Annotated in this window: 29 protein-coding genes; 15 read left to right on the forward strand and 14 right to left on the reverse strand. The window is 53.5% G+C overall.

Features of this window, described 5'->3' with window-relative positions; genetic code table 11:
• The first annotated feature begins 106 nt into the window (after positions 1–106).
• Positions 107–865 carry a substrate-binding periplasmic protein gene (locus B152_RS0112530; protein WP_020592776.1) on the forward strand — a complete coding sequence of 253 codons (759 nt, stop codon included), beginning with the start codon at positions 107–109 and terminating at the stop codon, positions 863–865.
• A gap of 24 nt (positions 866–889) precedes the next feature.
• On the opposite strand, the gene gloA is transcribed toward B152_RS0112530, so the two are convergent.
• Genes gloA through B152_RS0112545 form a run of 3 tightly spaced genes read right to left on the reverse strand, consistent with a single transcriptional unit; the run spans position 890 to position 2,242 of the window.
• Positions 890–1,339 (reverse strand): lactoylglutathione lyase, encoded by a 450-nt coding sequence (gene gloA / locus B152_RS0112535; protein ID WP_051083053.1) that lies wholly within the window; start codon positions 1,337–1,339, stop codon positions 890–892.
• A gap of 44 nt (positions 1,340–1,383) precedes the next feature.
• Entirely contained in the window at positions 1,384–1,767 is a 384-nt protein-coding gene (locus tag B152_RS0112540; protein WP_020592778.1) for a tautomerase family protein, read from the reverse strand.
• 46 nt (positions 1,768–1,813) lie between these two features.
• Complete coding sequence (locus B152_RS0112545) at positions 1,814–2,242, reverse strand: hypothetical protein (protein ID WP_020592779.1); 429 nt, start codon at positions 2,240–2,242, stop codon at positions 1,814–1,816.
• Between the two features lie 241 nt (positions 2,243–2,483).
• Between B152_RS0112545 and B152_RS0112550 the strand changes: the two genes are divergently transcribed.
• Positions 2,484–3,092 (forward strand): TetR/AcrR family transcriptional regulator, encoded by a 609-nt coding sequence (locus B152_RS0112550; protein ID WP_020592780.1) that lies wholly within the window; start codon positions 2,484–2,486, stop codon positions 3,090–3,092.
• A complete protein-coding gene (locus tag B152_RS0112555; RefSeq protein WP_020592781.1) occupies positions 3,082–3,657 on the forward strand; it encodes a GNAT family N-acetyltransferase in 576 nt (191 codons plus the stop codon). Before B152_RS0112550 ends, B152_RS0112555 begins: the two co-directional genes overlap by 11 nt.
• 168 nt (positions 3,658–3,825) lie before the next feature.
• On the opposite strand, the gene B152_RS0112560 is transcribed toward B152_RS0112555, so the two are convergent.
• Positions 3,826–5,541, reverse strand: coding sequence for a vWA domain-containing protein (locus B152_RS0112560; RefSeq protein WP_020592782.1), 1,716 nt, complete (start codon positions 5,539–5,541; stop codon positions 3,826–3,828).
• A gap of 221 nt (positions 5,542–5,762) precedes the next feature.
• Between B152_RS0112560 and B152_RS0112565 the strand changes: the two genes are divergently transcribed.
• The gene (locus B152_RS0112565; protein ID WP_020592783.1) at positions 5,763–7,343 is read left to right on the forward strand and encodes an ABC-F family ATP-binding cassette domain-containing protein; all 1,581 of its coding nucleotides are present in this window, start codon (positions 5,763–5,765) and stop codon (positions 7,341–7,343) included.
• A gap of 46 nt (positions 7,344–7,389) precedes the next feature.
• Here the strand turns inward: B152_RS0112565 and B152_RS0112570 are convergent, their stop codons facing one another.
• The gene (locus tag B152_RS0112570; RefSeq protein WP_020592784.1) at positions 7,390–8,295 is read right to left on the reverse strand and encodes a LysR family transcriptional regulator; all 906 of its coding nucleotides are present in this window, start codon (positions 8,293–8,295) and stop codon (positions 7,390–7,392) included.
• 128 nt (positions 8,296–8,423) lie between these two features.
• Between B152_RS0112570 and B152_RS0112575 the strand changes: the two genes are divergently transcribed.
• From B152_RS0112575 to B152_RS0112590, 4 genes are all read left to right on the forward strand, one after another.
• Positions 8,424–9,095, forward strand: coding sequence for a DUF2306 domain-containing protein (locus tag B152_RS0112575; RefSeq protein ID WP_218044374.1), 672 nt, complete (start codon positions 8,424–8,426; stop codon positions 9,093–9,095).
• 90 nt (positions 9,096–9,185) lie between these two features.
• Positions 9,186–9,851 carry an acyl-homoserine-lactone synthase gene (locus tag B152_RS23575; RefSeq protein ID WP_020592786.1) on the forward strand — a complete coding sequence of 222 codons (666 nt, stop codon included), beginning with the start codon at positions 9,186–9,188 and terminating at the stop codon, positions 9,849–9,851.
• 121 nt (positions 9,852–9,972) lie between these two features.
• A complete protein-coding gene (locus tag B152_RS0112585; protein WP_245549966.1) occupies positions 9,973–10,650 on the forward strand; it encodes a helix-turn-helix transcriptional regulator in 678 nt (225 codons plus the stop codon).
• A 287-nt stretch (positions 10,651–10,937) separates the two neighbouring features.
• On the forward strand, positions 10,938–11,192 hold the full coding sequence (locus tag B152_RS0112590; RefSeq protein ID WP_020592788.1) for a hypothetical protein: 255 nt from the start codon (positions 10,938–10,940) through the stop codon (positions 11,190–11,192).
• A 259-nt stretch (positions 11,193–11,451) separates the two neighbouring features.
• On the opposite strand, the gene B152_RS0112600 is transcribed toward B152_RS0112590, so the two are convergent.
• Complete coding sequence (locus tag B152_RS0112600; protein WP_020592790.1) at positions 11,452–13,926, reverse strand: GcvT family protein; 2,475 nt, start codon at positions 13,924–13,926, stop codon at positions 11,452–11,454.
• Between the two features lie 118 nt (positions 13,927–14,044).
• A complete protein-coding gene (locus B152_RS0112610; protein ID WP_020592792.1) occupies positions 14,045–14,644 on the reverse strand; it encodes a helix-turn-helix domain-containing protein in 600 nt (199 codons plus the stop codon).
• A 74-nt stretch (positions 14,645–14,718) separates the two neighbouring features.
• On the opposite strand from B152_RS0112610, the gene B152_RS26120 reads away from it, so the two are divergent.
• The gene (locus tag B152_RS26120; RefSeq protein WP_169337420.1) at positions 14,719–14,973 is read left to right on the forward strand and encodes a hypothetical protein; all 255 of its coding nucleotides are present in this window, start codon (positions 14,719–14,721) and stop codon (positions 14,971–14,973) included.
• Positions 14,974–15,070: 97 nt separating this feature from the next.
• Positions 15,071–16,492 (forward strand): homospermidine synthase, encoded by a 1,422-nt coding sequence (locus tag B152_RS0112620; RefSeq protein ID WP_020592794.1) that lies wholly within the window; start codon positions 15,071–15,073, stop codon positions 16,490–16,492.
• A gap of 75 nt (positions 16,493–16,567) precedes the next feature.
• On the opposite strand, the gene B152_RS0112625 is transcribed toward B152_RS0112620, so the two are convergent.
• Positions 16,568–17,134, reverse strand: a complete 567-nt coding sequence (locus tag B152_RS0112625; protein WP_020592795.1) for a TetR/AcrR family transcriptional regulator — start codon at positions 17,132–17,134, stop codon at positions 16,568–16,570.
• A 75-nt stretch (positions 17,135–17,209) separates the two neighbouring features.
• Between B152_RS0112625 and B152_RS0112630 the strand changes: the two genes are divergently transcribed.
• Positions 17,210–17,617, forward strand: coding sequence for a RidA family protein (locus B152_RS0112630; protein WP_020592796.1), 408 nt, complete (start codon positions 17,210–17,212; stop codon positions 17,615–17,617).
• Between the two features lie 197 nt (positions 17,618–17,814).
• Here the strand turns inward: B152_RS0112630 and aqpZ are convergent, their stop codons facing one another.
• Together aqpZ and B152_RS0112640 are read right to left on the reverse strand one after the other, a co-directional pair.
• Positions 17,815–18,498: an aquaporin Z gene (aqpZ, locus tag B152_RS0112635; protein WP_020592797.1), complete on the reverse strand. Its 684-nt coding sequence runs from the start codon at positions 18,496–18,498 to the stop codon at positions 17,815–17,817.
• A gap of 157 nt (positions 18,499–18,655) precedes the next feature.
• Entirely contained in the window at positions 18,656–20,071 is a 1,416-nt protein-coding gene (locus B152_RS0112640) for an aminotransferase-like domain-containing protein (protein WP_020592798.1), read from the reverse strand.
• A gap of 137 nt (positions 20,072–20,208) precedes the next feature.
• On the opposite strand from B152_RS0112640, the gene B152_RS0112645 reads away from it, so the two are divergent.
• Both B152_RS0112645 and B152_RS0112650 read left to right on the forward strand, forming a co-directional pair.
• On the forward strand, positions 20,209–21,129 hold the full coding sequence (locus B152_RS0112645) for a DMT family transporter (protein ID WP_020592799.1): 921 nt from the start codon (positions 20,209–20,211) through the stop codon (positions 21,127–21,129).
• 64 nt (positions 21,130–21,193) lie between these two features.
• A complete protein-coding gene (locus tag B152_RS0112650) occupies positions 21,194–21,817 on the forward strand; it encodes a LysE family translocator (RefSeq protein ID WP_211212194.1) in 624 nt (207 codons plus the stop codon).
• Between the two features lie 135 nt (positions 21,818–21,952).
• Here the strand turns inward: B152_RS0112650 and B152_RS0112660 are convergent, their stop codons facing one another.
• The gene (locus B152_RS0112660; protein WP_020592802.1) at positions 21,953–22,717 is read right to left on the reverse strand and encodes an SDR family oxidoreductase; all 765 of its coding nucleotides are present in this window, start codon (positions 22,715–22,717) and stop codon (positions 21,953–21,955) included.
• A 277-nt stretch (positions 22,718–22,994) separates the two neighbouring features.
• Between B152_RS0112660 and ada the strand changes: the two genes are divergently transcribed.
• Entirely contained in the window at positions 22,995–24,086 is a 1,092-nt protein-coding gene (gene ada, locus B152_RS0112665; RefSeq protein ID WP_211212195.1) for a bifunctional DNA-binding transcriptional regulator/O6-methylguanine-DNA methyltransferase Ada, read from the forward strand.
• The gene (locus B152_RS0112670; RefSeq protein WP_020592804.1) at positions 24,083–24,796 is read left to right on the forward strand and encodes a 2OG-Fe(II) oxygenase; all 714 of its coding nucleotides are present in this window, start codon (positions 24,083–24,085) and stop codon (positions 24,794–24,796) included. The genes ada and B152_RS0112670 overlap by 4 nt, the downstream gene beginning before the upstream one ends.
• Positions 24,797–24,805: 9 nt before the next feature.
• Here the strand turns inward: B152_RS0112670 and murI are convergent, their stop codons facing one another.
• From murI to B152_RS26630, 3 genes are all read right to left on the reverse strand, one after another.
• Positions 24,806–25,747 carry a glutamate racemase gene (murI, locus tag B152_RS23580; protein ID WP_020592805.1) on the reverse strand — a complete coding sequence of 314 codons (942 nt, stop codon included), beginning with the start codon at positions 25,745–25,747 and terminating at the stop codon, positions 24,806–24,808.
• A 25-nt stretch (positions 25,748–25,772) separates the two neighbouring features.
• On the reverse strand, positions 25,773–26,156 hold the full coding sequence (locus B152_RS0112680) for a hypothetical protein (protein WP_020592806.1): 384 nt from the start codon (positions 26,154–26,156) through the stop codon (positions 25,773–25,775).
• A gap of 150 nt (positions 26,157–26,306) precedes the next feature.
• Positions 26,307–26,447 (reverse strand): transposase, encoded by a 141-nt coding sequence (locus tag B152_RS26630; protein ID WP_425402030.1) that lies wholly within the window; start codon positions 26,445–26,447, stop codon positions 26,307–26,309.
• Positions 26,448–26,457 lie beyond the last annotated feature (10 nt).

The following is a 26,457-nucleotide window of genomic DNA, read 5'->3' on the forward strand; positions in this document are numbered from 1 at the left end:
AAAAAAAAGAAATGAAATAAATGTCATTAATTTTGTGTAATTTGATTAAGGTTCATCTGATAGTCTAGATTGTCCCGACGAGAAAGAATGTAGGTATTTGAACGTTATGCGCCTTAAGATATCTGTGGTTTTGACCGTGTTAGGTGCTGTATTTGGTTCAGCCGTTTCTGCCAAGGAAATCACAATAGGCATGGGGAATTTCGAACCCTATTATATCGCCAAGGGCCAGACAGGTATCTTTGCCGATATCATCACGGCGGTGTTCAAGCGCTTGCCTGATCATGAGCCGAAGTTTGTTTTTGGTAGTCCCAACAATCGGTTATGGCAGGATTTCAAGAGGGGCAAGGTTGATGCGGTTTCTAACCTGTTTGATTCTGTCGAGGTTGAGGGCTGTCGCTCTGACCCGGTTTTCCGGTTTAGGGATGTGGCCGTGACCCAGAAAATCTCCGGGATTACGTTGAAGAACATCGCCGATTTGCAAGGACGTAAAATCATTGCCTTTCAAGGGGCGAAAGATTTTTTTGGCCCGGAATTTTCCGCTGTCGCAGAACAGAGCAGTTATTCCGAGGTTTCAGAACCACGCCTTCAGGCGCAGGCTTTGGTTGACCGTCGGGTAGAGGTCAGCATTGGTGATCTTTTTATTTTTCTTAACAGTCTTCAAAAGATGACAAAAAACAAATCAGAGCCCACAGGGTTTCGGTTTCACGATATTCTGCCCGTGACCTATAGCAGGATGGGGTTTCATGATGCCCAGCTGTGTCAGGATTTTAACAGAGCTCTCAAACAGGTTCGGGACAGCGGTGAATATGAGAATATCTATAAAGGGTACTTCAAAATCCTTGGGCATTCACCGATGCCAGAGTAGTTATTGGATAGAGTCATTTCTCCATCAGTCTTTCTCAATTAACTCTATTTGATAGCCATCAGGGTCCTGAATGAAGGCGATTATGTCTTTACTTGTATTTTCCGATGCCTGAAATGACATGGGACCAGCTGCTCTGAGGAGTGTTACGCCCCGGGATTGCAGATATTGGCAGGTGACGTGGATATCGACTACGGCCAGGGCAAGATGCCCGTAGCCGGCCCCGGGCTGATAATTGGCCTGGTCCCAGTTATGGGTCAACTCCAGCACTGTGGCAGAGGCCTCGGTTTCGTAACCAAGAAAGGCCAGGGTGAAGCGACCAGAACTGTAATCTTCCTTTCTGAATAATTGCATGCCCAGAAGATCGCGATAAAAGGCGAGAGAGCGTTCCAGATTTCCGACCCGAAGCATGGAATGCAGGACGCGGGTTGGGAAGGGGGGAGGAGCCGAAGCTCCTCCAGTTATGTTTTCTGTCATGATAAAAAACTTCATTGCCTGAGGGATGTTAAGGCACCAATGGATCAGGCAAAAGGAGCTTGCCCGAGGCCGAAGGACCAGTTCTCCCGACTGGTTTCAACCAGATTGATCAAGACATCTTCTTTTCGCAGTCCTGTTGTGGCGTGAATGCGAGCAACGATTTCCTGATAAAGGACTTTCTTTTGATCAAGCGTACGTCCTGCCGCTGCGGTGATCTGGACAAAAACCATTTCCTTCCCATGCGTAATCCCCAGAAATGCTTCCGGGAATCGCAGACCCTGTTGTGGCAGGTGTTCCGTGATGATCTGGAAATAGTCATCTTCAGGAATGTCAAAGGCAGTGATCAAGGCCTGATGTACACCATTGGATAGAGCATCACTGTAAGTTGAAGGTTTGTTTTGAACGTGGGATATGCGAACCAGTGGCATGGGTTTCTCCTTCAGGAGCAGGGGGAGATGCTGTTGAGGGGGCTTTCTAGAAAGCGGCGCGTTGGCCGCTGAGAACGGCGCCTAGATCTTCATTGCTGTAGGCATGGCCGTTGATTCCCCAAAGACCGTCAACAGCATGAACCACATTGCCCCAAATCCGGTCTTTGGTAATTTTTCCTGCAGCGGCTGCCAGTATCAGGTCCGTACCGCGGCTGATCCAGGCCAGTTGCAAATCGCGTGTTGGCAGAACGATAGAGGGAACTTTCAGTTCAAAAATGACAATATTGGCAGGTTTCCCACCAGAGAAGGTCCGGCCATTGTTAACCGAAGTAATTTCACCAATGACGTTGGGGCGCATGAAAGCACTGTCGCTGAGCCCGTTTAGCTCGAGCAGTAGTTCTGTCAGATCAGCAAAAAGCTTCTCTTCTGCTGCGGTAGTAAACAGTCCTTCGGTGGCAATAATCTGTACTGGCATGGGGTATCTCCTGTTTGTGTTGTGGATTTGTCTTGAGCAAGCTTTAATAGTAAATATAACGATCGATATATTTTTGAATATATGTAACGATCGCTATTCGTCAATGTGAAAATATAGTGATCGATATATTTTTTTCTCTCTATACAAAAGGATCGCTCGGTAAACTCCAGGAAACCCGGGCATGCCCGTGAGGATGGAGTGAAAATCGGACTGGAATATTTGGAAAGTGAAAGCGCGAGTCGTGGCTAAAGAAAAATTGACCAAAAAAGAGGAAACCCGCTTGCGCATGCTGGCGGCGGCGGGGCGCAGCTTTCGCAGCAATGGCTATGCCGGCATTGGTGTCGATGGGATTGCCAAGGCTGCCGGAGTAACTTCGGGGGCGTTTTATGCCCATTTTGGATCGAAGGACGCTGCCTTTACTGAAGCGGTTATTGCCGGGCTGGATGAGGTTATTGAAGGCATTCCGTATTTTCAGAACAAACATGGCGCGCAATGGCTCCAGGCCTTTGCTGACTATTATCTTGGACAACCCCACCGGGATGATCTGGCCTGTGGTTGTGCCATGACCAGTCTGACCCCTGAAATCGTCCGTGCTGGAGAGGAACTGCATCACCTCTACGAGACAAAAATGCTCCGGATTGCCCAGTTGATCGCGGCGGGTCTTTCCGGGGGGAGTGATGAGCAGCATCTGGCACGGGCCTGGGCTTTCCTCGCCACCTTGATTGGGGGGCTGACAATGTCCCGGGCGATGGAACACAGGGAAACAGCAGAGATGCTTGCTCGCGCGATCAAGATGACAGCGGTGGCAAGTGCAGCTGAACCAGCAGAGGGGAAGAAGGATGAGTGCTGAAGGATGTTCTGTTTTGCGTGATGATCGGACGCTCCGGGATGTCAGGGACAGCGATATGCCGACGATCCAGCGGATCTATGCCGACCAGGTTCTGACCGGGGTTTCAAGCTGGGAGGAAGTCCCGCCGGATTTTGAGGAAATGTGCAGCCGGCGCGATGCGATCCTGGCTGGCGGGTTTCCCTATCGGGTCGCGGTAGGGAAACTGGATGCAGCAGAGGCTGAACCCCGGGTTTTGGGTTATGCCTATGCCTCGTCCTATCGCCCGCGCCCGGGTTATCGCTATACGGTGGAAAACTCGATCTATGTGCGGAAAGAAGCCCGTGGGCATGGCGTTGGTCGTTTGCTGCTGGAGGATCTGATCAGGCAATGCGAGACCAGAGGCTATCGTCAGATGATCGCCGTGGTCGGAGATTCCGCCAACAGACTGTCAATCGATTTTCATCTTGCTATGGGGTTCGAGCAGGCCGGGGTGATCAAGTCAATCGGGTTCAAATTTGGCCGCTGGATGGACAGCGTGATCCTGCAACGCCCGCTGAACGGCGGTGATACGACCTTGCCGGGGTAAGGCCATCTAGTTTTTTCAAATGACTTTTTGGGGCCGTGAATTTTTAGGGTGTGTAAAAAAGAAGCCGCCCCGCAAGCGTTATGAAAAACGGGAGCAGGGCGGAGGTCCGGGCTGGAGGAACCCGGAGAGGGATACTTTCAGGCTGTTTCAGTCAGGGGAAGGCGAGGCCTATTTCCTTGCGACTTCCAGTGAGTTGGCCAGATCGATCAGAGTCAGAAACTCGCGGCGGTAGCCGTAGGGATCATCGCCCAGGGCTGATTTAGCCAGCTTGGTGGTATCGTTCAGGGTCATGTTGCCAATGTAGGGACTGCCGCGCAGGATCTGACCAAAGGAGGCGACAGCGGCGGAAAAGCGGAAGCGTTCGCTGGGCTGTTGTTTTGCTGAGAGTATATCGGCGCGATGGATCGGAAATTCCATCAGCTTGCTTTTGTCCTGATCCGGTTCCTTGTAGCGCACACGCAGGAAAGCCAGCTCTTTATTCAGATCGGCAGGGACACTCTGAGGGGTGTCTGCGGGCTTTTGTCCATAACGTAGCGGATCAATACTGAGCCCTTCCGAGCCAACCAACGCGATTTCATAAAGTGCTGTGACGGTATGGCCAGCTCCGATTTCTCCGGCATCGACCTTGTCGTTGTTGAAGTCTTCGCGCTGGAGCAAGCGGTTCTCATAACCGACAAGGCGGTATTCCGCGACCACGGCAGGATTGAACTCGACCTGCAGCTTCACGTCCTTGGCCACGGTGATAAGGGTAGAGGAAAGCTCCTCGACCAGCAGCTTGCGGGCTTCGGACAGACTGTCGATATAACCGTGATTGCCATTGCCCGCATCGGCGAGCTGTTCCAGCAGATGATCGTTATAGTTGCCCGTACCAAAGCCGAGCGTGGTCAGGGAGACACCACCCCGGCGTTTGCCTTCTACCAGCTTTTTCAGATCATCAAAGTCAACTGTGCCGACGTTCACATCCCCATCGGTTGCCAACAAGATGCGGTTGATCCCGCCCTCGATAAATTCCTTCTGTGCTTCGGCATAGGCAAGACGGATACCAGCACCGCCGTTGGTGCTGCCCCCGGCAGTCAGCTGGTCAATCGCGGCCATGATTTTGGCTTTGTCTGCCCCTGATGTTGCAGGCAAGACAACCTCGGTCGATCCGGCATAGGTCACCAGAGAAATCCGGTCCGCTGCCGTCATCTTGTTGACCATCAGACGCAGCGAGGATTGTAGCAGCGGCAGTTTATCCTGTGCGTGCATGGAACCAGAGACATCAACCAGAAACACCAGATTGGCGGCGGGACGCTGTTCGGCAGGGATATCAAAGGCCTTGATGCCGATATGGACCAGTTTGGTCTTGGCATTCCACGGCGTCGGCGCGACCTCGGTCGTGACGCTGAAGGGCTGTTCGCGGCTGTCAGGCAGCGGATAGTCATAGGAGAAATAGTTGATCAGCTCCTCGACCCGCACCGCATCGGCCGGGGGCAGGTAGCCGTCCTCAATAAAGCGTCGGGTATTGGCGTAGGCGCCGCTATCGACATCAATGGAAAAGGTCGATACCGGATCACTGGCGACCTGTTTGACCGGGTTGTCTTGCGGACGGTCATAGTTTTCGCGGTTGGGTTCCGGAGCCGGAAAGGCGCTGTCATAAAAATCTTGTCCCGGCGCGACGCTCAGGACTCGTCCCGCTTCACTCTCCTGCAAGGGCTCGGAAGACTGTTTACTGAGTTTGCCAATGGGTGGCGGAGGCATGAGGGCGGAGGTATCACGCCCGGCGACATTCTGTTCCCCCGGACTGCAGGCAGCCGCGAACAGTAACACCGAAAAAGCAGAACTGCGCAGCAGTTGCATGCGGATGGAACGGTGACTTGCGGTTTTGTGTTGATTGGCGGCCATGATTTTTCCCTGCTTTTGATAGGTTTTGTTTCTGTTGCAGGAGAGCCTAAAAGCACCCCTGGCGCGCATCAGGGCAGGAATAAGGTAATTTTGCGGCGGGTGGAAATAGGGATGTTTTCATTAAGAGTTTAGACTTCGCTTGAAATATCTTTGGCATGGTTGCACTCTGCCGGGAAAATGTCATTTTCCAGTCGCTGGACCGCATTCCTTGAGCCCGGGAAATGTTGGCCAGCAGCAGCTTGTATCAAGCCGTTTTTATCCAGACGTTATTAATCGAGATTGTCATGACACTGCTTAATACCAAGGATCTTGGTATCACTCTTGGAATGCCCCTGTTCAAAAACCTAAATTTGACGATCAACAAGGCGGACCACATTGGTCTTGTCGCGGCCAACGGGCGAGGGAAGTCAACGCTTATGGCCTGTCTGGCGGATCAGCTGGAGCCTACGTTTGGGGATATTACCAGGGTGCGCGGCTTGCGTGTGGGGTTTGTCGAACAGAATGTTCCGGCGGAATTGATGGCGCTTTCGTTTTACGACGCGGTGCTGTCGGCGCTCCCAGTTGAGCAGGCGGAATATGAAAACTGGCGGGTGGATGTTGTTCTGGACGATCTGGCCGTCCCGACTGATCTGCATACCCGTCTGGTTGGGGAGCTGTCGGGTGGCTGGCAACGGGTGATGCTGCTTGCCAGGGTGTGGGTGAGCGAGCCTGATATGCTGTTGATGGACGAGCCGACCAATCATCTTGATCTTTCCCGCATCGGGTTTTTGCAAAATTGGCTCGGGACGGTGGCGCGGGATACACCTGTACTGGTTGCCAGCCATGACCGGGCCTTTCTGGACGCGGTGACCAACCGCACCCTGTTCTTGCGCGAAGAGCATTCGCAGATCTTTTCCCTGCCCTATAGCGAGGCAAGGGCTGCACTGGATGAAAGTGATGCTGCGAAAGAGCGGCAGTATGAAAATGACACACGCAAGGCGCAGCAGCTCCGCCGTCAGGCAGCCAAGTTGAAAAATATCGGAATTAATTCCGGCAGCGATTTGCTGATCACCAAAACCAAACAGCTCAAAGATCGCGCCGAGAAAATAGAAAATCAGGCGCAATCGGCCTATCAGGAACGTTCAGCCGGGGCGATCCGTCTGGTCAATTCCGATACCCATGCCAAGGCTTTGGTCACGCTGGATGATGCAGAGGTCACGACGCCGGACGGGAAGGTGCTGTTCAAAACAGGTAAGCTCTGGATCAAACGCGGCGACCGTATTGTGCTGCTCGGGCGAAACGGGACAGGCAAAACCCGGTTGATCCGTATGGTCCAGGCGGCCATAACCAGTGAGCATGCTTCTGTCCGGGCGGCGCCAACTGTGGTTATGGGCTACTCGGATCAGCAGTTGTCCCAACTGGATGATCGCAAAAGCCCAATAGAATTTATCACCAGCCAGTTTGATGTCGGCGATCAACGCGCCTGCGGACTGCTTGCCGCGGCCGGGATGTCTATTGACCTGCAAAGTCGGCCGATAGCGGTTCTCTCAGGCGGGCAAAAATCCCGTCTGGCCATGCTGGAGCTCAGGTTACGCAATCCGAATTTCTATCTGTTGGATGAACCGACCAACCATCTGGATATTGAGGGGCAGGAAGCCCTGGAAGAAGAACTGCAGGCGCATAATGCCAGCTGCCTTCTGGTGAGCCACGATAGGACATTTGTCCGTAATGTCGGCACCCGCTACTGGCTGATCGAGGGCAAGCGCTTGCGGGAAATCGACGATCCGGAGGACTTTTTCTCCTCTGCTTTAAATGAGCAGTGATAAGGGCGCTGTTTCCGGTTATGTCGGGCTGACCAGACTATCCGGCCTATACGTCCTGCGTCAGCTCGACGGTCAGGTCACGCAGCCATTTGTGGCCGGGGTCGCGGTCGTGGCGCTGATGCCAGATCAGTTGGACATCAATGTCGGGGATGGGGAAGGGGACTTCGAAATGCTGCAGCTTGTAGCGTTGCAGAAAGGGTCCCGCCAACTCCCTGGTCGTGGTCGCGATCAGTTCGCTGTCGGCGACCATCACCGGGCTGGCCATGTGACTGGCGACCGATGCGGCCACCTGTCGCTTCAGACCTCTTGTCTGTAAAATCGCATCGACATAGCTGTCGTGTTTGCCGTTGCCGGAATAGATGATATGGCGGGCTGCGAGATACTGCTCCAGACTGAGGCTGCCCTGGATAAACGGGTGGTTGTGGGCGGCAATGACCAGATGTCGGCTTTTGAACAGACGGGTGGCCCGAAAGCGTGGCGGCAGATCGCGGCAGACACAGGCGGCCATATCCATACGTTGCTCTTCGATCATATCCAGCAGTCTTGGCAGGGGTTCATGATAGAGGCTCAGCGCAAGCCCCGGAGCCTGTTCGGCAAAGCGTTTCAGGAGCAGCGGGGCGTAACGGGCGACGGCGTGGTCAGGCAGACCATAGTGGAAATGCCGTCGTGAGGTCGCAGGATCAAACCGGGGCGGTTGGCTGAGCGTTTCAGAAATCTGCCGCAAGGAGTGTTGCAGGGGCCCGGCGATTTCCTCTGCTCTCGCAGTGGGCTCTACGCCAGTTTTACAGCGGATAAACAGCGGGTCGTCGAGGCTGTGGCGCAGACGTTGCAGGGCGTGGCTGACGGCGGATTGGCTCATGCCCAGCTGTTCAGAGGCACGGGTGATATGGCGCTGGGTATAGATTGCCTGGAAAACCTTCAGTAAATTCAGATCAATAATCATGTTATTCATTTAGTTCATGTTAATTATATTTATTATGATCTGGAATAATGTTGAAAACAAACCGATTTCTAAAGCCAAGGATTTATACCAGGGATTTATACCAGGGATTTATATTGGAAATCAGAGGGATTATCGGGATGGCTGGAAAGAGTAAACAGGAAGTGTCTTTGTCGGCGCGGGGGCTGATGAAAAAAGGAGGCTGGCTGCTTTTGATGTTGGCTGCGACTGTGATAGCCCTGATGTCGACCCGCTTTCTCTTGCCTGATCCACCGCATGTCGGCCCCGAGATCATGGCGAACTTCATTGCCCATAAACCGACGTTCCTCGCCCATGTGCTGGGCAGCCTGATCGCCCTGTTGATCGGACCATGGCAATTTATCGGCGGGTTGCGGAACCGTTGGCCGGGGCTGCACCGTTGGACAGGCAGGCTTTATATGCTGGCCGTGCTGGTCGGGGGTGTCGGGGGCTTTATTGTCGCCTGGACAACACTGGCGGGGCCTGTTGCTGTCGCCGGTTTTGCTACACTGTCGGTACTTTGGCTTTATGTTACTGGCAAGGGGTATCAGACGGTGCGGGCGGGACGCTATGTTGAGCACCGTCGCTGGATGATCCGTTCTTATGCCTTAACTGCCGCAGCGATTACTCTGCGCCTTGGTCTGCCGATTGCCCCGGCACTGGGTTATGACTTTATGACGGGTTATATCATCCAGACCTGGGCGGCCTGGTTAATCAACCTGGCTGTGGCCGAATTTTATCTTTACCGGGAGCTGTCGCGAACAGCTTCCAAGGGTGATGAGGTATCCGTTTAGATCGAAAATAAGTGTTGTTGTTTATCTGGATGTAACCTCTGGTTTAATTCGCAGTATATTTTTCTCTCCTGTAAACCAAAGGAGAGAAAAATGTTTTTTCAAATTGATCCTCAACAACACAATAACTTTAAAAGCCAGATCAACTCGATGTTCGAGTTGCGCTACCGGGTTTTTTGCGAAAGGCTCGGCTGGGTACCTGGGGAAAACCAGATGGAGCGAGACAGTTACGATGACCAGTCTCCGACTTATCTGATCAAACAGGAAGGAGACGGTACAGTCTCTGCCTGTGTCAGGCTTCTGCCTTCGATGGGGGCAAATATGCTGCGGGATACCTTTCCGGCCCTGCTTGAAGGTAAAGCCTGTCCTGCAAGTTCTGATATTATGGAATCCAGTCGCTTTGCAGTGGACACTTCGTTGCTCCGCAGCCGGGGAGAAGCAGAGTTGTCGAAAACGACTTATGAACTGTTTCTGTCCATGATCGAGTTTGGGCTCGGGCGGGGGTTGAGCAGTATCATAACCGTGACCGATCTGAGGGTTGAGCGCTTGGTGAAGCGGGCAAATTGGCCCTATGAACGGTTGGGGGAGCCGCAGCAACAGATGGATGGAGACAAAGTGGTCAGGGCGGTTGCTCTGGCTGTGGAAGTATCTGAACGCGCCAGAAGAGCTGTGGCCGAGAAAGCAGAATTGATGGGGCCTGTGCTTTTTCAGCCTGTGATCCAAGGGCAGTTGGTTGAAAAAGTAAAAATTGCCAGCTAACGTTTAGGAATACTGGATTGGCTTGTGACACCCCACCCTATGTTGCTAGGGTGGGGTGTCTACATTTTATACGGGAAATGTGAAAATGAAATACACGGATCTTGCTCTGTCAATTCAGAAGATGAAGCTGTGCCAGAGTGCGGCAGAGCTGCAAGAGTGTTTCACCTCCATTATCATACCACTGGGTTTTCAGCAGTTCGCCTATATGCGGTTTGCCAAAAACAGTGTGGCTATAGAACACTCTATCTATACTTTTAGCGAGGCGTGGAAGATTGTTTATTTTCAGCGCGGCTATGACCGTATTGATCCGGTGTTTATTGAGGCTTTCAACGCACAGGACACTTTTTTCTGGTCTGCTTCCATGCCTGAATTCACCAAAGGTCAAGTCGAATTCTTTAAGGAGGCGACAGATTATGGAATTTTTTCTGGCCTGACCACTCCCTTGAAATCAGATGCTAAAGCCAAAGCAATCATGACAATTGTTTCGGCGCGAACAGAAGAAAACAAAGACCTGCAAAACGTCCCTGATAAAACAAAAGCTCTGATAAGAATATTGGCAGAGTGTTTTCATCAGGTGGCCATCAAAATCCTGTCTCCGGAGGACCTCAAATTCAAGCCCCGTCAAAAACAGGTTTTGACCATGGCATCTTACGGGATGTCTTCACGGGAAATTGCTGCGGCGTTGGATAAGTCAGAAGCTTACATCAATGAACTAATAACAGGTATCTTGCATAAGCTGGGTACGCAGTCCCGACCAGCAGCTGTCAGGCGGGCTTTTGAGCTTGGGCTATTGGACTGAAGTAGATATTTTTATAAAGAAAATAGAATTTACCCTTATTTCCTAGGGTTTATCTTGATTGGCATTTCTCATAGTATCCACACTTATTGGTTGATTGAGTTGCGATGTCAACCCTGGGAGAAAACTTTCACCTGTAGGGGGGGATTTTTTTCAGGGTAGGGATGAGGTCGCTGAGATTTGTCAAAATACCTCGAATTGTCTCTTAATAGAGGATGAGTGGGGATTTTGTCAGAGGAAAACAGGCTGGATGTGGTCAGTCTCCAGGACAGGGTCGGAGATAAAAAAGTATGGTGGCAGGTGTAAAGGAGAGCCGGGCTTTGTTAACTGCCCTCGACGCCGTGTCTGCCATGAGCAGTAATGAATATAAACTTTTGAGGAACCTGCCGGTTCTGTTGCTGCGTCCAGATGAATATTGCCTGGGCGATGCTGTTGAAAACTCTGAACCGGAAGTTGTCAAACAACCCCCGGAAAAGCAGGAGCAAGGATATTTTGTTGAATCCTGTGTGGCGAGTGCAATGGCCCGTCAACAAAGTGGAAATTAGCAGAACATCATTGAATTGACGGGAAAGGCAGTAAGCCTCTCAGAAGCTCGTGTATCACTCTCCGATTTATGAAAAAACACCGCAACAGCCCGAAGGCTGCTGCGGCAGTTGGTCCAGACTTGAGCAGTCGCCACCCTGTTTCCATTGTGGAGGCAGAAGACAGGGGGGGGAGCTGCCGGGCTTATTGGCCCGACTGGGCTCTACGAAGAACAAAGCTAAAGTATGAAGGAATGGACTGGCTGGCCCATGGCTGAAAAAATCAGACCTTCACCCTTTCTGCCTTTGGATCGTAGAGCGGTTTGAGAGACAGGCTGGTTTTGAAGCGTTCGCAAGCGATTTCGACGGCAAAGTCGTTTTCACTGATCCAGTCTGCGGTAACCCCGTCTTCGTTATGGACATAGCCCATGCCGATGGTGGTGCCCAATGTGTGGCTGTACATGCCCGAGGTGACCTTGCCGACGATTTTGTCGCCTTTGTAGATCGGTTCGTTGTGGTACATCATGGCATCGGGGTTTTCGAGCTTGAGCGAAACCATACGCTTGCCCAAGGCTTTACCCTTTTGCGCCAGCAGGGCTTCGCGGCCAATAAAACCGCCCGGTTTATCCCAGGCCACGGCAAAACCAAGCCCGGCTTCGAGCACCGTTTCCTCGTCAGAGATTTCATGGCCCCAGTGACGGAATCCTTTTTCCAGACGCAGAGTGTTGACCGCGTGCATGCCGCCGGGCTTGAGATCGAATTCAGCGCCAGCTTCCATCAGCGTGTCATAAACATGCACGGCAAACTCGCTCGGGATATAAAGCTCCCAGCCCAGTTCCCCCACATAGGTGATGCGTCCGGCGAGGATGCGGGCATAACCCAGATCAATCTCCTGACAGGTGCCAAAAGGAAATGCCTCGTTTGACAAATCGGTCGGGGTGACCTTGTTCAGCAGCTTGCGGCTGTTGGGACCCATCACGGCAAAGAGCGCGTAACCCGAGGTTACATCGGTGGCAATACAGTGACTGTCTTCGGGAATGTTGCGGGTCAGATAGTTCCAGTCCCGGTACTGGGTGCCGCCGGAAGACAGGACCATAAATTTGTTGTCTTCGAGGCGGGTGACGGTGAGATCAGCTTCGATCCCGCCGCGCTCGTTGAGCCACTGGGTATAGACCATCTTGCCGTTGACAACATCAACATTGGCGCCGGAAATTCTGTTCAGAACGCTGACCGCATCCTTGCCCTGAACCATGAATTTGCCAAAAGAGCTCATATCAAAAAGCGTGACGTTTTCGCGGGCGGCTTTACATTCTGTTCCACAGTAATCATGCCAGTTCTGGCGGCCCCAGGAATATTCGTACTCGGGCTCGACGCCTTCGGGGGCAAACCAGTTGGCCCGTTCCCAGCCAGCCATTTCACCGAAACAGGCGTTGGCCTTTTCCAGCCGATCATGGATGGGGGAGCGTTTGATGTTACGGCTTGTTTTGGGCTGTTTGTAGGGCCAGTGCATTTCATAGAGCAGGCCGAGCGCTTCGGTGGTGCGGTCATAGAGATACTTGTCGCCGCCCTGGAACGGTTGGACTCGGCGAATATCGACGTCCCACATATCAACAGGGCAGTGGCCGCGCACGATCCAGTCTGCCAGCATCTTGCCCGCGCCACCGGCGGACTGGATACCGGTAGAGTTAAATCCGGCGGCGACAAAGAAGTTTTTCATCTCGGGCGCTTCACCGAGGTAAAAACGGTTGTCGGGGGTAAAACTTTCCGGGCCGTTGAAGAAGGTGTGGATGCCTGCGCTTTCCAGCAGGGGAATACGCGCCATGGCGTTTTCCAGTGCCGGGGTGAACTGGTCCCAGTTCTCTGGCAGTTCGTCAAAGCAGAAACTCTCGGGGATACCCTTGTGGCCCCAGGGAACCGCATTGGGCTCGAAACAGCCGATCAGCAACTTTCCGGCATCTTCCTTGTAGTAGTTGTATCCGTCGGGATCACGCAGGGTTGGCAGCTTGGGCAGATCAGTAATCGGTTCGGTGACAATGTAATAGTGTTCTGCCGCGTGCAGCGGCACGTTGACGCCGACTTTCTTGGCGATCTCGCGCGACCACATGCCGCCACAGTTGACGACGATCTCGGCGGTGATTTCTCCCTGATCAGTGACGACACCCGTAACTTTGCCACCAGAGGTGATGATATCTTCGGCCTTGATGCCTTCGATGATTGTGGCGCCGCCCATACGCGCGCCCTTGGCCAGGGCCTGGGTGGTATCAATCGGGTTGGTCTGGCCATCACCGGGCAGATAAACTCCGCCGATAATGTTGGACACATCAGCAATCGGATAGTGCTCAAGCACCTGTTCAGGGGTGATAACCTCGACTTCAAGGCCAAAGTTGCGGGCCATGGAGGCGCCGCGCTTGAGTTCTTCAAAGCGGCCAATCGTCTGGGCAACCGAAACAGAGCCTGTGTGTTTCAATCCGGTTTCCTGTCCGGTTTCCGCTGCGAGGTTCTTGTATAGTTCGGCAGTGTATTTCGCCATCTTGGTCAGATTTTCTGTGGCGCGCAGCTGCCCGACCAGTCCGGCAGCATGCCAGGTAGTGCCACAGGTCAACTGTTTGCGCTCCAGGAGTACAACGTCTTTCCAGCCGAGTTTGGTCAGGTGATAGGCGACGGAGCAGCCGATCACCCCGCCACCAATAATGACAACCTGGGCATGGGCAGGGAGTTTTTTTGCGGCTGGCGCTGTTGAGGGAAGATCTGTAGCCATCTCGTGATCCTGTTACAAAGCCTTGGGGGGAGATGCCAGCCAAGGGCGTTGAAATATATCTGCTGCGTTTCGGTTTTTGCCTGTTTTCAGGTCTGAATTATCTGATGCTGCAAAAGGTCTAATAGAAGGGAGGGGACATGATCCAGATGACCTCTGCGACCTCCGGTCCGGGGTTGTGGGTGCGGTGAAATTCGCCACGATTGATTTTGAAACTGTCCCCGGCATGCAGGGTAAAGCTTTTATCGGCGATCTCGACGATGATGGTGCCGCTGACCACATAGCCTGATTCCTCGACCACCTCGCGGGCGATCTGGATATCTCCGGTGGCGGCGCCGGGCTGGAAGGTTCCCATGATCACCTCGACATCGCCACCAAGGTCAGGGGAAAGCAGTTCCTCGATCATGCCGGTACCAGTGAAGTTCAGCTTGCGGCGGTTTTGTTTGCGCACTACATGGGCCTGCTCGGCCGGGTCTGCGACAGCCGTGCCGTGAAAGAACCAGGAGTTCTGGACTTCAAGAGCTTCGGAAATCTTGTTGAGAATGGGAATGGATACCGCAGAAATGCCACGCTCGATCTGGCTGATGTAACCGACTGACTTGCCGATTTTTTCGGCCAGACTTGTCACTGACATCCGCTTGGCTTTACGCAGGTCCCGGATCTGCTGCCCCAGCGTGACCGATTCTTCTTCAAGCGTGTTTTCTGCCTTCGGCCGTGCCATGCAAGCTGTTTCCTCTATTCCGCTCCCCAAAGAGGGCAGGGTTTGTTTTGCTGAAAGTATAAAGGCAGAGTTAAATGAAAAAACAAACACATTTTTTCATTATGATGAAAAAAAGAAAGAAAATTACATTTAATTGCGGCTTCAATGCTTGTGGTGTTGTCTCTGAATTTTTTATGGGGGGCACCAAAATCTTGCAATTGTTGCCTGCTTGTGGTCCAAGCGTCGCCAGAGTTTCTGCCCCCCGTGTTACGGACCTTGTGATGAGCAGGGATAGCTTGCCCGGGGAAGGAAGACGACAAGGTTTTATGCGGTGTTGCCACTTTCCGTGATCCGACCAGCCTGTGGCATGACTGCGTGTGGACATAACAATAGAATCTGTCTTGCGGATCGGATCACGCAGCTTGTGGGCAGTGGAGCAAAAAAATCATGAAATACCCTGTATATGGAAAAATTTCCGGTCCCATTGTCCTGATCGGGTTCGGTTCTATTGGCCGCGGGGTCTTGCCCCTGATTGAACGTCATTTTGAATACGATGCCCATATGATCCATGTGATCGATCCTTCTGATGAACAGGCAAATTTTCTTGCCCAGCGCGGTGTCCAGTTCCACAAAAAATCCCTGACCGAAGACAATTACCGCGACATTCTCAACGGCTTTTTTGCTAATGAAAAACAGGGTTTTTGTGTGAACCTGTCGGTTGATACCGGCTCTCTCGACATTATGAAACACTGCCGCGAACTCAACACGCTGTATATCGATACGGTGGTTGAACCCTGGCCTGGTTTCTATTTCAACGATGAGGCTTCCCCGGCAGAGCGCACCAACTATGCGTTGCGTGAAACCGTGCGGGCGGAAAAGCGCGCCAATCCCGGCGGAACCACGGCGGTTTCCTGCTGCGGTGCCAATCCGGGTATGGTGTCCTGGTTTGTCAAGGAAGCGCTGATGAATATCGCGCGAGATACCGATGTTGATTGTGATCAGCCGCAAAGCCGTGAAGGCTGGGCCGGGCTGATGCAGTCCCTCGGCGTCAAGGGCATCCACATTGCCGAACGTGACACCCAGTATGTGCGTGAACCAAAACCTCTTGGCACCTTTATCAATACCTGGTCTGTCGAGGGTTTTATCTCCGAGAGTTTCCAGCCGGCCGAGCTGGGCTGGGGTAGTCATGAAAAGTGGATGCCGGACAATGCCCACAAGCATGACAAGGGCTGTCAGGCGGCGATCTATATCACCTATCCCGGTGCGCTGACCCGCGTGCATACCTGGTGTCCGACGCCTGGCCCGCAGTATGGGTTTCTGGTGACGCATAACGAAGCGATCTCTATTTCCGATTACTATACTGTCGGCGATGCCGCGCAGCCCGATTATCGGCCGACCTGTCACTATGCCTATCATCCCTGTGATCAGGCGGTTCTCAGTGTGCATGAAATCTTTGGCTCGGGCACCCAGCAGAAAACCATGAAGATCCTGTCCGAGGACGAGATTGTCGATGGCATCGACGAACTCGGTGTACTGCTTTATGGCCACGCCAAGAACGCCTACTGGTATGGGTCACGCCTGTCGATCAAGGAAGCCCGCACCCTGGCTCCTTTCCAGAATGCGACCGGCCTGCAGGTAACTTCTGCGGTTTTGGCCGGGATGGTCTGGGCACTGGAAAACCCCGAAGCCGGAATTGTTGAAACCGACGAGATGGATCACAAGCGCTGTCTCGAAGTCCAGCGGCCCTATCTGGGCCCGGTTGAGGGACACTACACCGACTGGACCCCGCTTTCGACCCGCTGGGATCACTTCAACGAAGAGATCGACAGCAGCGATCCCTGGCAGTTCAGGAATATCCTCGCATCCTGATCCACTTTGGTTTTGACTGGATCAAAGGTTATAACGGGACGCATTGTTGTGCGCAGCAGGTAAGGCAGTGGACGCTCAGAGTATTGAGCGGAAGACAGTCGCAACCTGATCGGTCGTGGGTTTTGGCCCTTGTCCGGTGGCGTACATCAATGTGATCCCGTCGATCAATCCGGCACAGGTCTCGATCGGGACATCCTCCCGTCCCTCTGAGATGAGTTTGAGAAAAAACTCAATGGGGCGCCGGGCAGCGGCTGTCAACTTTTCTCCTACATCTGCCAGTTCCTCACGACGGGCGGCGGCCATGGTTAATTCCATTCGTGCCAGGAACAGATGTCGCGAGGCGTCTGTGTAGGTTACCAGTTCCTCTGCAACATACTCGACAGCTGCACACAGTCCACACTTTGCAGCCTTTTCTGCAAAGCCGACCTGGAGTTCATCACAATCCTTTTCCAAAAGCTCGGCAAGATGCTGTGAAGCAGCGATGAGAAGTAAAGCTTTCTTGGGGAAGTAGTAGGTGGTCGAACCCTGCGGCAGCTTGGCAATTTCATCAACAGCACGGTGCGTCACCCCTTCGAGGCCCCGGACTGCGAGTAGTTCGATAACGCTATTTAGAATGCTCTCCCGGCGAGCAACCTTTTTCATTGAATAATTTCCTCTTCAAATGTAGAGATTATATATTATTTAGTAGTAAATTATACTTTTGAGTCGGAGTAAACTATGACACAGTCTATCGTTCGCTTGAACCCTTCATCTTTGCCAAATGCTGCCGAGATGGGCTATTCACAGATCTCGATAATTGAGCCTGGCCGTATGGCGTACATATCTGGTCAGGTTGCCTGGCAGCCTGAAGGAGTAGCTGTGCCAGCGACATTGGCCGGGCAGATGGGCGTCGTCGCGAAAAACGCAATAGCTGCTCTGGACGCTATTAACGCCACACCGCATGACGTTGTGATTGCGCGGATTTACGTGGTTGATTTAACCCCTGAGCGGCTGGAGGAAATAATGCCATCGTTTCTCGCTGTGTTTGAAGGGGCACAGCCCTGTGTCACAGGAGTTGGTGTTGCTGCTCTTGCTGCGCCGGACCTCCAGGTTGAGATGGAGTTGACTGTCAGACTTCCTGATTGATTTCGGTCAAAAGGAAAAAGTTTTAGCCAGACAGCTGTTGCCTTTTAAGTGATCTGCTTTCTGCTAAAGGTCGAGTATGGATGGCTGTACTATGGATTGGTTTTGAATAAATTCAGGGCTCATTTCCTTGCGGAGATGAGCCCTGAATTGTTTCATCTTTTAAATTAAAGAGAAGAAGCCGCGAACCAGATTGGAGGTCAGGATTTGAACCAGCGCCAGGTGAAACCTGCGGCTGCTGCGCCAACCAGCGGGGCAACCCAGAACAGCCAGAGTTGCTCAAGTGCCCATCCACCGACAAAAAGAGCAGGACCTGTGCTGCGGGCAGGGTTAACGGATGTGTTGGTGATCGGAATGGAGATCAGATGGATCAGCACCAGAGCCAGACCAATGGCCAGAGGCGCAAAACCAGCGGGGGCTTTCTCGTCTGTTGCCCCCAGTATGATGACAAGAAAGAAGAAGGTGAGCAAAACTTCAATCAGCAGTGCGCTGACCATGGAGTAACCCATGGGGGAGTGTGCATCAAAACCATTGGCGGCAAAGCCGCTATCCAGCGAAAAACTGTCCACACCACTGGCAATGACATAGAGCAGGGCAGAAGCTGCGACAGCGCCAGCAATCTGTGCAATCCAGTAAGGCAGGATCTGTCTGGTTTCAAACTTGCCGCCTGCCCAGAGGCCCAGAGTGACAGCAGGATTGAAATGGCCACCAGATAGGTGGCCGACGGCATAGGCCATGGTGACGACGGTCAGGCCAAAGGCCAGTGAAACACCGAGAAAGCCGATCCCGAGATCAGGAATGCCCGCAGCCAGAACCGCAGACCCGCAACCGCCAAAGACCAGCCAGAATGTACCAAGAAACTCCGCACCGCATGCTTTACTCATAACGTTTCCTCCCAGGGTATAAAAGCATTGGAAAAATCACCTCACAAACGGCACCCCACTCCCCTGATTTTATCTCAAACAGTCGGGGTGCGTCAGCCTTTATTTACCATCGCGGGCTGTGGGTTTCTGCTGCGTAAAGTTACGTATTCTCACAATTTCAGGATTGGAGAATTTCCTGAAGAACTTTGATACAACGGGGGGAGAGCGACTGGGCGACATTAAAGCGAAAGAATTTTTCGGCATTGCCGGACGGACTGAAGACGTTGCCGGGGGCGAGGATAATCTTTTGGGCAAGTGCTTTGCGGGCAATTTCTGCTCCAGTGCCGGGGACATCCAGATGCGCAGGCAGACTGCACCATAAAAAAAGCCCGGCGGCGGGTTCGATCCAAGGCGTGAAGCCCAGCGCCCTGAGCTGGCTGCTGGTCTGGTTCATGGCCTGGGCCAGCCGTTTGCGCAGTTCCTCCATGTGTTTCCGGTAACTGCCGTTTTGCAAAATGTTCAGTACCAGTTCGGCCGAGAAATCTCCGTTGCCAAAGGAGGTGGCGATTTTCAGATCAACCAACTTGTCGATCCAATCGGGGCGCACTGCAATAAAGCCGCAGCGCACGGCGGCGGAAAGGGTTTTGGAAAAGCTGCCGATATGGATGACCCGCTCAAGTCCGTCCAGTGCGGCAAGACGCGTGGAAGGTGCCTGTTCAAAATCAGCAAAGATATCGTCTTCGATAATGGTCAGGTCGTGCTGTTCGGCCAGTTTGAGAAGTCGGTGGGCAACCAGCGGTGAAAGGCTTGCGCCGGTTGGATTGTGCAGGGTTGAATTGGTGATGTAGAGCCGGGGGTGGGACTGTTCGAGCACCTGGGCAAAAGCTTCGAGGTCGGGGCCGTTCGGGCTATAGGGAACGCTGACAACCTTGACCCGATGCGCCCGCAGAAGAGCGTGAAAGTTGAAATAGCAGGGATCGTCCAGCAGGACCGTATCGCCGGGTTCCAGCAAAAAACGGCAAAGCAGGTCAATCGCCTGGGTGCCGGATTCCGTTAACAGGATCTGATCCGGCGTGGCTTCAATCCCCTGGGCATCCATGCGGCGGGACAGTAGTGTTCGCAAAGCCGGGAGGCCCAGAGGAGAGCCGTAATCTGTCAGGGTGTGGCCGTTGCTGCGTGATAGCGCGCGCAAACCGCGGCGCAGGCTGTCTTCGGGCATCCAGTCCGGCGGCAGCCAGCCGCAACCGGGTTTGAGGAAGTCCGCACTGGCTTCGAGGGACTGACGGGAAACCCAGAAGGGATCAACCGCCCGGTCCAGACGGGGTGCGATTTCGGCAAGACTGAGCGGCGGCAGGTGTCCGATCACATAAAAACCGGAACCACGGCGGGACTGGATAATCCCTTCAGCCACCAGCCGGTCATAGGCCTCAACTACAGTGGATTTTGAAACCTGCATCTTTTGCGAAAAATGCCGGATTGAGGGAAGTTTTTCCCCCGCTGTCAGGCTGCGTTCAGTGATGCGTTGTCGGATCTCCTGCATCACCTGAGAAACCAGTGTGCCTGTCGGAAGAGTGGTCTGGTCCGAAAGGGTCATGCCTGTTTTATCCTGTAGTGTACTGTAATTGTCATCAGTACAGTTTGTTTGAATTGTACTGTATTGTATCTGGGGCGGATCGGCGGAGCAAGCTATAGCTGGAACACAAGGTTACAGCAAAAGAAGGTACTGCCCCGATGGAACGCCAGATGGATAACCCGATGGATAACCAGATGAATAAAATGAACAGTGGCTGGATCAACGGTTTTATCGGCATGCTGATTTTCAGCGGATCTCTGCCCGCGACACGAATGGCTGTGGCCGGATTTGATCCTGTGTTTTTGACCCTGGCACGGGCCAGTATCGCGGCTGCATTGGCGGTTGTAGTGCTGTTGGTTTTTGCGGTAAAGCGACCGGATAAGGAGGATCTTCTTTCCCTGCTGGTGGTTTCCTTTGGCGTGGTGTTGGGTTTCCCGCTGCTTACCGCCTATGCCCTGCAGTACATCCCCACGACCCATTCGATTATCTTTATCGGGCTGCTGCCACTGATGACCGCCCTGTTTGGAATCCTGCGCGGTGAAAAGCGACCGGGACGAGCCTTCTGGTTCTTCTCGTTTCTGGGCAGCGGGCTGGTGATCGGCTTTGCCCTCTCGCTTTCCGGGGCGGCCTCCTCAGGCCCTTTGTCCGAGGCGTCGCTGATCGGCAGCGGCCTGATGATCGCCGCAATCCTGGTCTGTGGTTTTGGTTATGCCGAGGGGGCAAAGCTGTCGCGTCGACTGGGCGGCTGGCAGGTCATCTGCTGGGCGCTGGTTCTCTCGATGCCGGTGACTGTTCCGCTGACGTTCTACAGCCAGCCTGTTTCCTTCGCTGATCAGGATCAACTGGCCTGGTTTGGTCTGGCCTATGTCTCGCTCTTCAGCATGTTAATCGGTTTTGTCTTCTGGTATCGCGGTCTTGCTCAGGGCGGCACTGCTGCTGTGGGACAATTGCAGTTATTACAACCCTTCTTTGGACTGGTCCTCGCGGCGGTGCTTTTGCAAGAAACCGTGGGTTGGGCAATGGTTCTGGTCGCTGCTGCCGTGGCTCTCTGTGTGACCGGCGCCAGACGTTTTGTGTAGAATTGGAAATTAATGTGGAATTTATTCTGTGATTTTGTAAGCTGGGATAATGGAACAGCTTACAATGAATCTTACTGGAATTCTTGTTGCCTATAGCATTTTTTTTGTGGGTATCTTTAGTCCCGGCCCCAATATACTGGCTGTAATCAACACCTCGATGTCTGTAGACAGACCGTCGGGTAAAGCCCTTGCTATGGGAATTGCATCCGGTTCATTTTTATGGGGAATGCTGGCTTGGCTCGGTCTGACTTCCCTGTTGGTTGCATTTTCCTCCCTGATGGTGTTGATCAAGATAACAGGGGCAGTTTATTTATTCTGGCTTGCGATTAAGGCTTTTCGCTCGGCTGCGACCCGCAAGGAACTGGTGGCCCAAAAGCTGGCCAATACATCGGGATTATATGATTACTATCGCCGTGGGCTGATTATTCAGATGACCAATCCCAAAGCTGCTCTGACCTGGACGGCCACAATGGCCCTGGGTTTGTCGCCTTCTGCTCCCTGGTGGATCGGCGGCATCATTGTGTTTGGCACCACGATAATTTCATTTGTCGGGCATATTGGCTATGCTGTTGCTTTCTCTACCAGACCCATGGTCAATACGTATCTTCGTGCGCGAAGGTGGATAGAGGCCAGCCTTGGAATTTTCTTTTGTTTTGCGAGTTATAAATTACTTACCAGCAAGAATTAGGCTGGGTGAGAAACGGCAAACATAATCATCTTGATCACTTCAGGACAGATCGCAACGTCACCCTGCTTATCTCTGGAAAATAGCAAGACAGAGCCTGCGAGAAGCAAGCAGGCCATGTCTTGCTCTTGTTAACAATCAGGTCTTATTGATCGAAACACCACCATCGACCAGCAGGGCCGTGCCAGTGACAAAGCTCGCATCATCCGAAGCAAGATAGAGCGCTGAGCGGGCGATTTCTTCCGGTTCTGCCAAGCGCTTGAGGCTGTGCAGACTCTTGACGAAATCTTCTGCTTCTGGACTGGAGGCCACGGACCTGCCCATCGGCGTATCCGTGCCACCAGGCAGCAAGGCATTGACCCGCAAGCCCTGCGGACCGTGCTCGGCAGCAAGGCATTGGGTGAGGCCAATCAAGCCGGATTTTGCGGCAGCATAGGCGGTCATGCCGGGCATTCCTGCGGTAAAGCCGACAAAGGTTGAGGTGAAAATTAGAGAGCCGTTCCTGCTTTTGAGCAGTTCGGGGATCTGATATTTGGCCCCAAGAAATGCCGACGTCAGGTTGGTTTCCAGCGTGTCATGCCACCGCTCAAGACTGATGTCGCTAACAGCACCCATGGCACCAAGGGTTCCGGCATTGTTAAAGGCAACGTCCAGCCCACCATAAAGCCCGCTTGCTGTTTCAACCAAAGCTTTGGCATAGGCCTCATCCTTGACATCACCGGCGATGGCAACGGCTTGACCGCCAGTATCCTTGATCTGATCAACCAGTTTATCCAATCCGTCCTGGCCACGGGCGCCCGCAATAATCTTGGCACCCTCTGCGGCAAAGAGCAGCGCTGTTGCTCTGCCAATACCCGAACTGGCTCCGGTGATAATTGCTACTCTGTTTTCCAGTCTGTTCATCTGCTGAAGTCCTCTTGTCTGTTTTGCTGTCCCGACGACGGGATGAGACCTAGAGTGAAATGAGGGGCGGAAAACAAAACTCCGCTTCTTGTTCCCGAATTAAATTGCCCTGTACTCAAGAATGCCTCATGTGAGCAGGAGGAAAATGGGTGGTGTGATCTGACCTTTGGGGGAAAATAATTACAGCGCAAGATTCGAAGTTCGCAACGCGATCGGGTAATCTAGGGTAATCCTTGTCGAACGTTCCATGAAGCGGCGCAGAGAAGGAGAGCAGACAATGAGTGACAGATCACGGATAATGCTGTTGGACAAGAAGCCTGATTTTTCTGATGAATCAAGCCGTTGGGCCGCAGTCACTGTACGGAACAAGGCGGCGGATGATGTCTTTTTCTATTCAGTTCTGACCACCGGGGTGTATTGCCGTCCTTCCTGTGCCGCGCGTCTGGCCCGGCGCGAGAACGTGGCTTTTCATGAAAACTGTGCTGCGGCCGAAAAGGCGGGGTTTCGCCCCTGCAAGCGCTGTCGCCCAAACGAGGAAAAGCGGGAAATTCGTCAGGCCAAGGCAGTGGAGAAAGCCTGCCGTCTGATCGAAGAAGCAGAGGAACTGCCCGATCTTGAGGCTCTGGCACAGGCTGCGGGCATGAGCCGCTTTCACTTTCACCGGATTTTTAAACAGCTGGTCGGGGTGACACCGAAGGCCTATGCCACCGCACATCGGGCGGAGCGGGTGCGGGCGGAATTGCAACAGAGTGGCAGTATTACCGCCGCGATTTACGATGCTGGTTTTAACTCCAACGGACGCTTTTACGCCAACACCGGTAAACTGCTCGGCATGAAACCCACCACCTATCGCAAGGGTGGAGAGGAAACCGAGATCCGTTTTGCCCTGGGCGAATGTTCGCTCGGCTCGATCCTGGTGGCGGCGAGTGACAAGGGGATCTGTGCCATATCCCTGGGTGATGATCCGCAAACGCTGGTGCAGGAACTGCAGGACCGCTTTGCCAAAGCAATCCTTCGGGGCGGCGAAGGCGAGTTCGAACAGTGGGTCGCGCAGGTGATCGGCTTTGTTGATGACCCGGCCAAAGGACTGGAGCTGCCGCTGGATATCCGGGGCACGGCCTTTCAGCAGCGGGTCTGGCAGGCCCTGAGTGAAATTCCGATTGGCACAAGACTGAGCTATTCGGAAGTGGCTGAAAAAATTGGCGCGCCCAAAGCTGTGCGTGCCGTGGCATCGGCCTGTGCCGCTAACCATCTGGCCGTGGCGATCCCCTGTCACCGGGTGGTGCGCAACGATGGCGCCCTGTCCGGCTATCGTTGGGGCGTGGAACGCAAACGTACTTTGCTGGACCGTGAGGTGGATGCGGCATGACCACTATGACAGTAACGCGAGAAGACGCCTTCTCGACAACAGTACTCACGCAGGATCTGGCAAGGGATGGTTATGCTCTGCTTCCCGGTCTTCTTTCAGCAGAGACTTGCCGGGCCTTATCCGGCAGCTATCAGCAGCCGGACCAGTTCCGCAGCCGGGTGGTGATGGCGCGGCACGGCTTTGGACAGGGGGAATATCAGTATTTTGCCTATCCCTTGCCGCCAGAGGTAGCGCAGTTGCGGGAAAGCCTCTATCGCAGCCTGGCACCGATTGCCAACAGCTGGAACGCTGAAATGGGAATTGAAACGCGCTTCCCGACGGAACTGTCCGATTTTCTGGAACGCTGTCATCAGGCCGGGCAGCTCAAACCAACGCCTTTGTTGTTGCAATACGGGCCGGGGGATTACAACTGCCTGCATCAGGATGTCTATGGCGATCTGGTTTTCCCGCTGCAGGTTGCCTGTCTGCTGTCAAAGCCGGGTGAGGACTTTACCGGGGGCGAACTGGTACTGACCGAACAGCGCCCGCGCATGCAATCGCGGGCCGAAGTGGTACCGCTGTTACAAGGGGATGCGGTGATTTTTCCCGTCCGACACCGCCCGAAACAGGGCACGCGCGGAATCTATCGGGTCAACATGCGCCACGGTGTCAGTCGCCTGCGCAGCGGTCAACGCCATACGCTCGGCCTGATCTTCCACGATGCCGCTTGAAGGGCTGGTTTAGAGCAAACTTGCCTCTTGCCAGAAATTTATCAGTTTATTGTCTGCGGTCTCGGGCAGGAAAACCCCGGTTGCTTCTGCGATGAGGTCGCTGTTGCCGCTGGTGAAAAGCTGACCCTGTCCTGTCTGAAATGCTGTGGTTGAGCGGAGGCTGGCGAGGTGGCTGTGGCGGCGCAGGTAATCTCCGAGGCTGTCAGCGGAAATGCTGGCCTGACAAAGCAAGGGGGTCTGTTTTCCGGTCAGCTCTGTTACCGCCTGGGCGAAATAATCCTTCAGCAGGGGGTAGTGGGTGCAGCCGAGCATGATCCAGCTTGGCAGTTCCGGGCTTTGTTCCAGCAAGCTGCTGACATAGTCGGTGACGTGGTTGCGCAAGACATCCGAGCTTTCCCGGCTTTCAATTGCCGGAACCAGAGCGGGACAGGCCTGCTGTACGATCCTGAGCCGGGGGGCGCGCTTGTTGATTTCCACCACATAGGTGCCGCTGCGCACGGTGGCTTCGGTGGCAAAGATCGCGACCGTGCCTTCCAGATTTTGCTGGGGGTGCTGTTCCCAGCGGATCCAGGGGCGGACGGTGATGGCCTCGACCATTGGCACCAGCACGCCGAGGATGCGGTTGTCGGGGGCGCGGGTCGGCAGCCATTCCTGTTGCAACTTGCGCAGGGCAATGGCCGAGGCGGTGTTGCAGGCAAGGATGACCAGACGGCAGCCCTTTGAGAAAAGAAAATCCACGCCCTGTCGGGTCATCTCATAGATTTCAGGGCCTGACTTGGGGCCATAGGGGGCTCGGGCGTGATCGCCGAGATAGATGAAATCCCGTTCAGGCAAAGTGCTGCGTAAAGCTTGCAACACGGTCAGACCGCCTGATCCGGAATCAAACACCCCGATTGGAGCATAGTTATTGCTGTTGTCGGGCCCGGGCTGGATTGGTTCGCTGGATGTCATCGAGGGATCACTCTGTTTTTCTGGTTTATTGACAGAGATAAACACCGGAAGTGGCAGGAATTTGACGATGATGATAACTCAGCTGAATTTCCGGATTATCTGTCGCAGGCGCGGGGTCTTTCGCGTCTCTGACTTGTTTTAGCAGATGACAAAATTCCTGCAGACTGGCTTCAAGTTCCTGGGCCTTTTGTTCACCGCCAACCAGAAAACGGATTTCCCGGGAGGAAAGGATTTCAACCTGATCAAAGCCCCGGGCGTCGAGAGAACCGAAGGCCGCGATTGTTTCGCGGATGGCTTGTCGGTTGTCTTCTTCCTCTGTCTGGGGCGAAAGAATAAAAAGACGATAACCAGCAAAAATGAGCACCCCAAGCAGGACCAAAGCGCCAGTCAGCAAGTATTTCTTTCGCATGGAGGTCTCTTTTCAAATTATTTGAGAGACCTCAGCAAAACGTCTTTATCTGAGTAATTTACGAATAATGTGTAATGCTTTTGGCTTCGAGCAAAGGCTTTACACATTATTCGTTGTCACAAAGAGATCATTTTGGGTTGTTTAGTCGCTTTACCCATAGGCTTTTCGAAACCTTTCGCCCTTATTTAAATTCCATCCGATAGCTGCGAGTGTAAAGTGTACATGGGTTCGAGCCAGCCCCATAAAGCGGGAGCGGCCCATTCCCCAGAGCCGCTTCATCGATCCAAAGATTGCTTCAACA

Origin of the sequence: Kiloniella laminariae DSM 19542 (assembly GCF_000374005.1) — a bacterium.
Classification (GTDB): domain Bacteria; phylum Pseudomonadota; class Alphaproteobacteria; order Kiloniellales; family Kiloniellaceae; genus Kiloniella; species Kiloniella laminariae.

Excerpts from the sequence above, each read along its gene's own strand:
- B152_RS0112530 (WP_020592776.1), top strand. The coding sequence starts at position 107 with ATGCGCCTTAAGATATCTGTGGTTTTGACCGTGTTAGGTGCTGTATTT.
- gloA (WP_051083053.1), bottom strand. The coding sequence starts at position 1,339 with ATGACAGAAAACATAACTGGAGGAGCTTCGGCTCCTCCCCCCTTCCCA.
- B152_RS0112540 (WP_020592778.1), bottom strand. The coding sequence starts at position 1,767 with ATGCCACTGGTTCGCATATCCCACGTTCAAAACAAACCTTCAACTTAC.
- B152_RS0112545 (WP_020592779.1), bottom strand. The coding sequence starts at position 2,242 with ATGCCAGTACAGATTATTGCCACCGAAGGACTGTTTACTACCGCAGCA.
- B152_RS0112555 (WP_020592781.1), top strand. The coding sequence starts at position 3,082 with ATGAGTGCTGAAGGATGTTCTGTTTTGCGTGATGATCGGACGCTCCGG.
- B152_RS0112560 (WP_020592782.1), bottom strand. The coding sequence starts at position 5,541 with ATGGCCGCCAATCAACACAAAACCGCAAGTCACCGTTCCATCCGCATG.
- B152_RS0112565 (WP_020592783.1), top strand. The coding sequence starts at position 5,763 with ATGTTGGCCAGCAGCAGCTTGTATCAAGCCGTTTTTATCCAGACGTTA.
- B152_RS0112570 (WP_020592784.1), bottom strand. The coding sequence starts at position 8,295 with ATGAATAACATGATTATTGATCTGAATTTACTGAAGGTTTTCCAGGCA.
- B152_RS0112575 (WP_218044374.1), top strand. The coding sequence starts at position 8,424 with ATGGCTGGAAAGAGTAAACAGGAAGTGTCTTTGTCGGCGCGGGGGCTG.
- B152_RS23575 (WP_020592786.1), top strand. The coding sequence starts at position 9,186 with ATGTTTTTTCAAATTGATCCTCAACAACACAATAACTTTAAAAGCCAG.
- B152_RS0112585 (WP_245549966.1), top strand. The coding sequence starts at position 9,973 with ATGAAGCTGTGCCAGAGTGCGGCAGAGCTGCAAGAGTGTTTCACCTCC.
- B152_RS0112590 (WP_020592788.1), top strand. The coding sequence starts at position 10,938 with ATGGTGGCAGGTGTAAAGGAGAGCCGGGCTTTGTTAACTGCCCTCGAC.
- B152_RS0112600 (WP_020592790.1), bottom strand. The coding sequence starts at position 13,926 with ATGGCTACAGATCTTCCCTCAACAGCGCCAGCCGCAAAAAAACTCCCT.
- B152_RS0112610 (WP_020592792.1), bottom strand. The coding sequence starts at position 14,644 with ATGGCACGGCCGAAGGCAGAAAACACGCTTGAAGAAGAATCGGTCACG.
- B152_RS26120 (WP_169337420.1), top strand. The coding sequence starts at position 14,719 with ATGAAAAAACAAACACATTTTTTCATTATGATGAAAAAAAGAAAGAAA.
- B152_RS0112620 (WP_020592794.1), top strand. The coding sequence starts at position 15,071 with ATGAAATACCCTGTATATGGAAAAATTTCCGGTCCCATTGTCCTGATC.
- B152_RS0112625 (WP_020592795.1), bottom strand. The coding sequence starts at position 17,134 with ATGAAAAAGGTTGCTCGCCGGGAGAGCATTCTAAATAGCGTTATCGAA.
- B152_RS0112630 (WP_020592796.1), top strand. The coding sequence starts at position 17,210 with ATGACACAGTCTATCGTTCGCTTGAACCCTTCATCTTTGCCAAATGCT.
- aqpZ (WP_020592797.1), bottom strand. The coding sequence starts at position 18,498 with ATGAGTAAAGCATGCGGTGCGGAGTTTCTTGGTACATTCTGGCTGGTC.
- B152_RS0112640 (WP_020592798.1), bottom strand. The coding sequence starts at position 20,071 with ATGACCCTTTCGGACCAGACCACTCTTCCGACAGGCACACTGGTTTCT.
- B152_RS0112645 (WP_020592799.1), top strand. The coding sequence starts at position 20,209 with ATGGAACGCCAGATGGATAACCCGATGGATAACCAGATGAATAAAATG.
- B152_RS0112650 (WP_211212194.1), top strand. The coding sequence starts at position 21,194 with ATGAATCTTACTGGAATTCTTGTTGCCTATAGCATTTTTTTTGTGGGT.
- B152_RS0112660 (WP_020592802.1), bottom strand. The coding sequence starts at position 22,717 with ATGAACAGACTGGAAAACAGAGTAGCAATTATCACCGGAGCCAGTTCG.
- ada (WP_211212195.1), top strand. The coding sequence starts at position 22,995 with ATGAGTGACAGATCACGGATAATGCTGTTGGACAAGAAGCCTGATTTT.
- B152_RS0112670 (WP_020592804.1), top strand. The coding sequence starts at position 24,083 with ATGACCACTATGACAGTAACGCGAGAAGACGCCTTCTCGACAACAGTA.
- murI (WP_020592805.1), bottom strand. The coding sequence starts at position 25,747 with ATGACATCCAGCGAACCAATCCAGCCCGGGCCCGACAACAGCAATAAC.
- B152_RS0112680 (WP_020592806.1), bottom strand. The coding sequence starts at position 26,156 with ATGCGAAAGAAATACTTGCTGACTGGCGCTTTGGTCCTGCTTGGGGTG.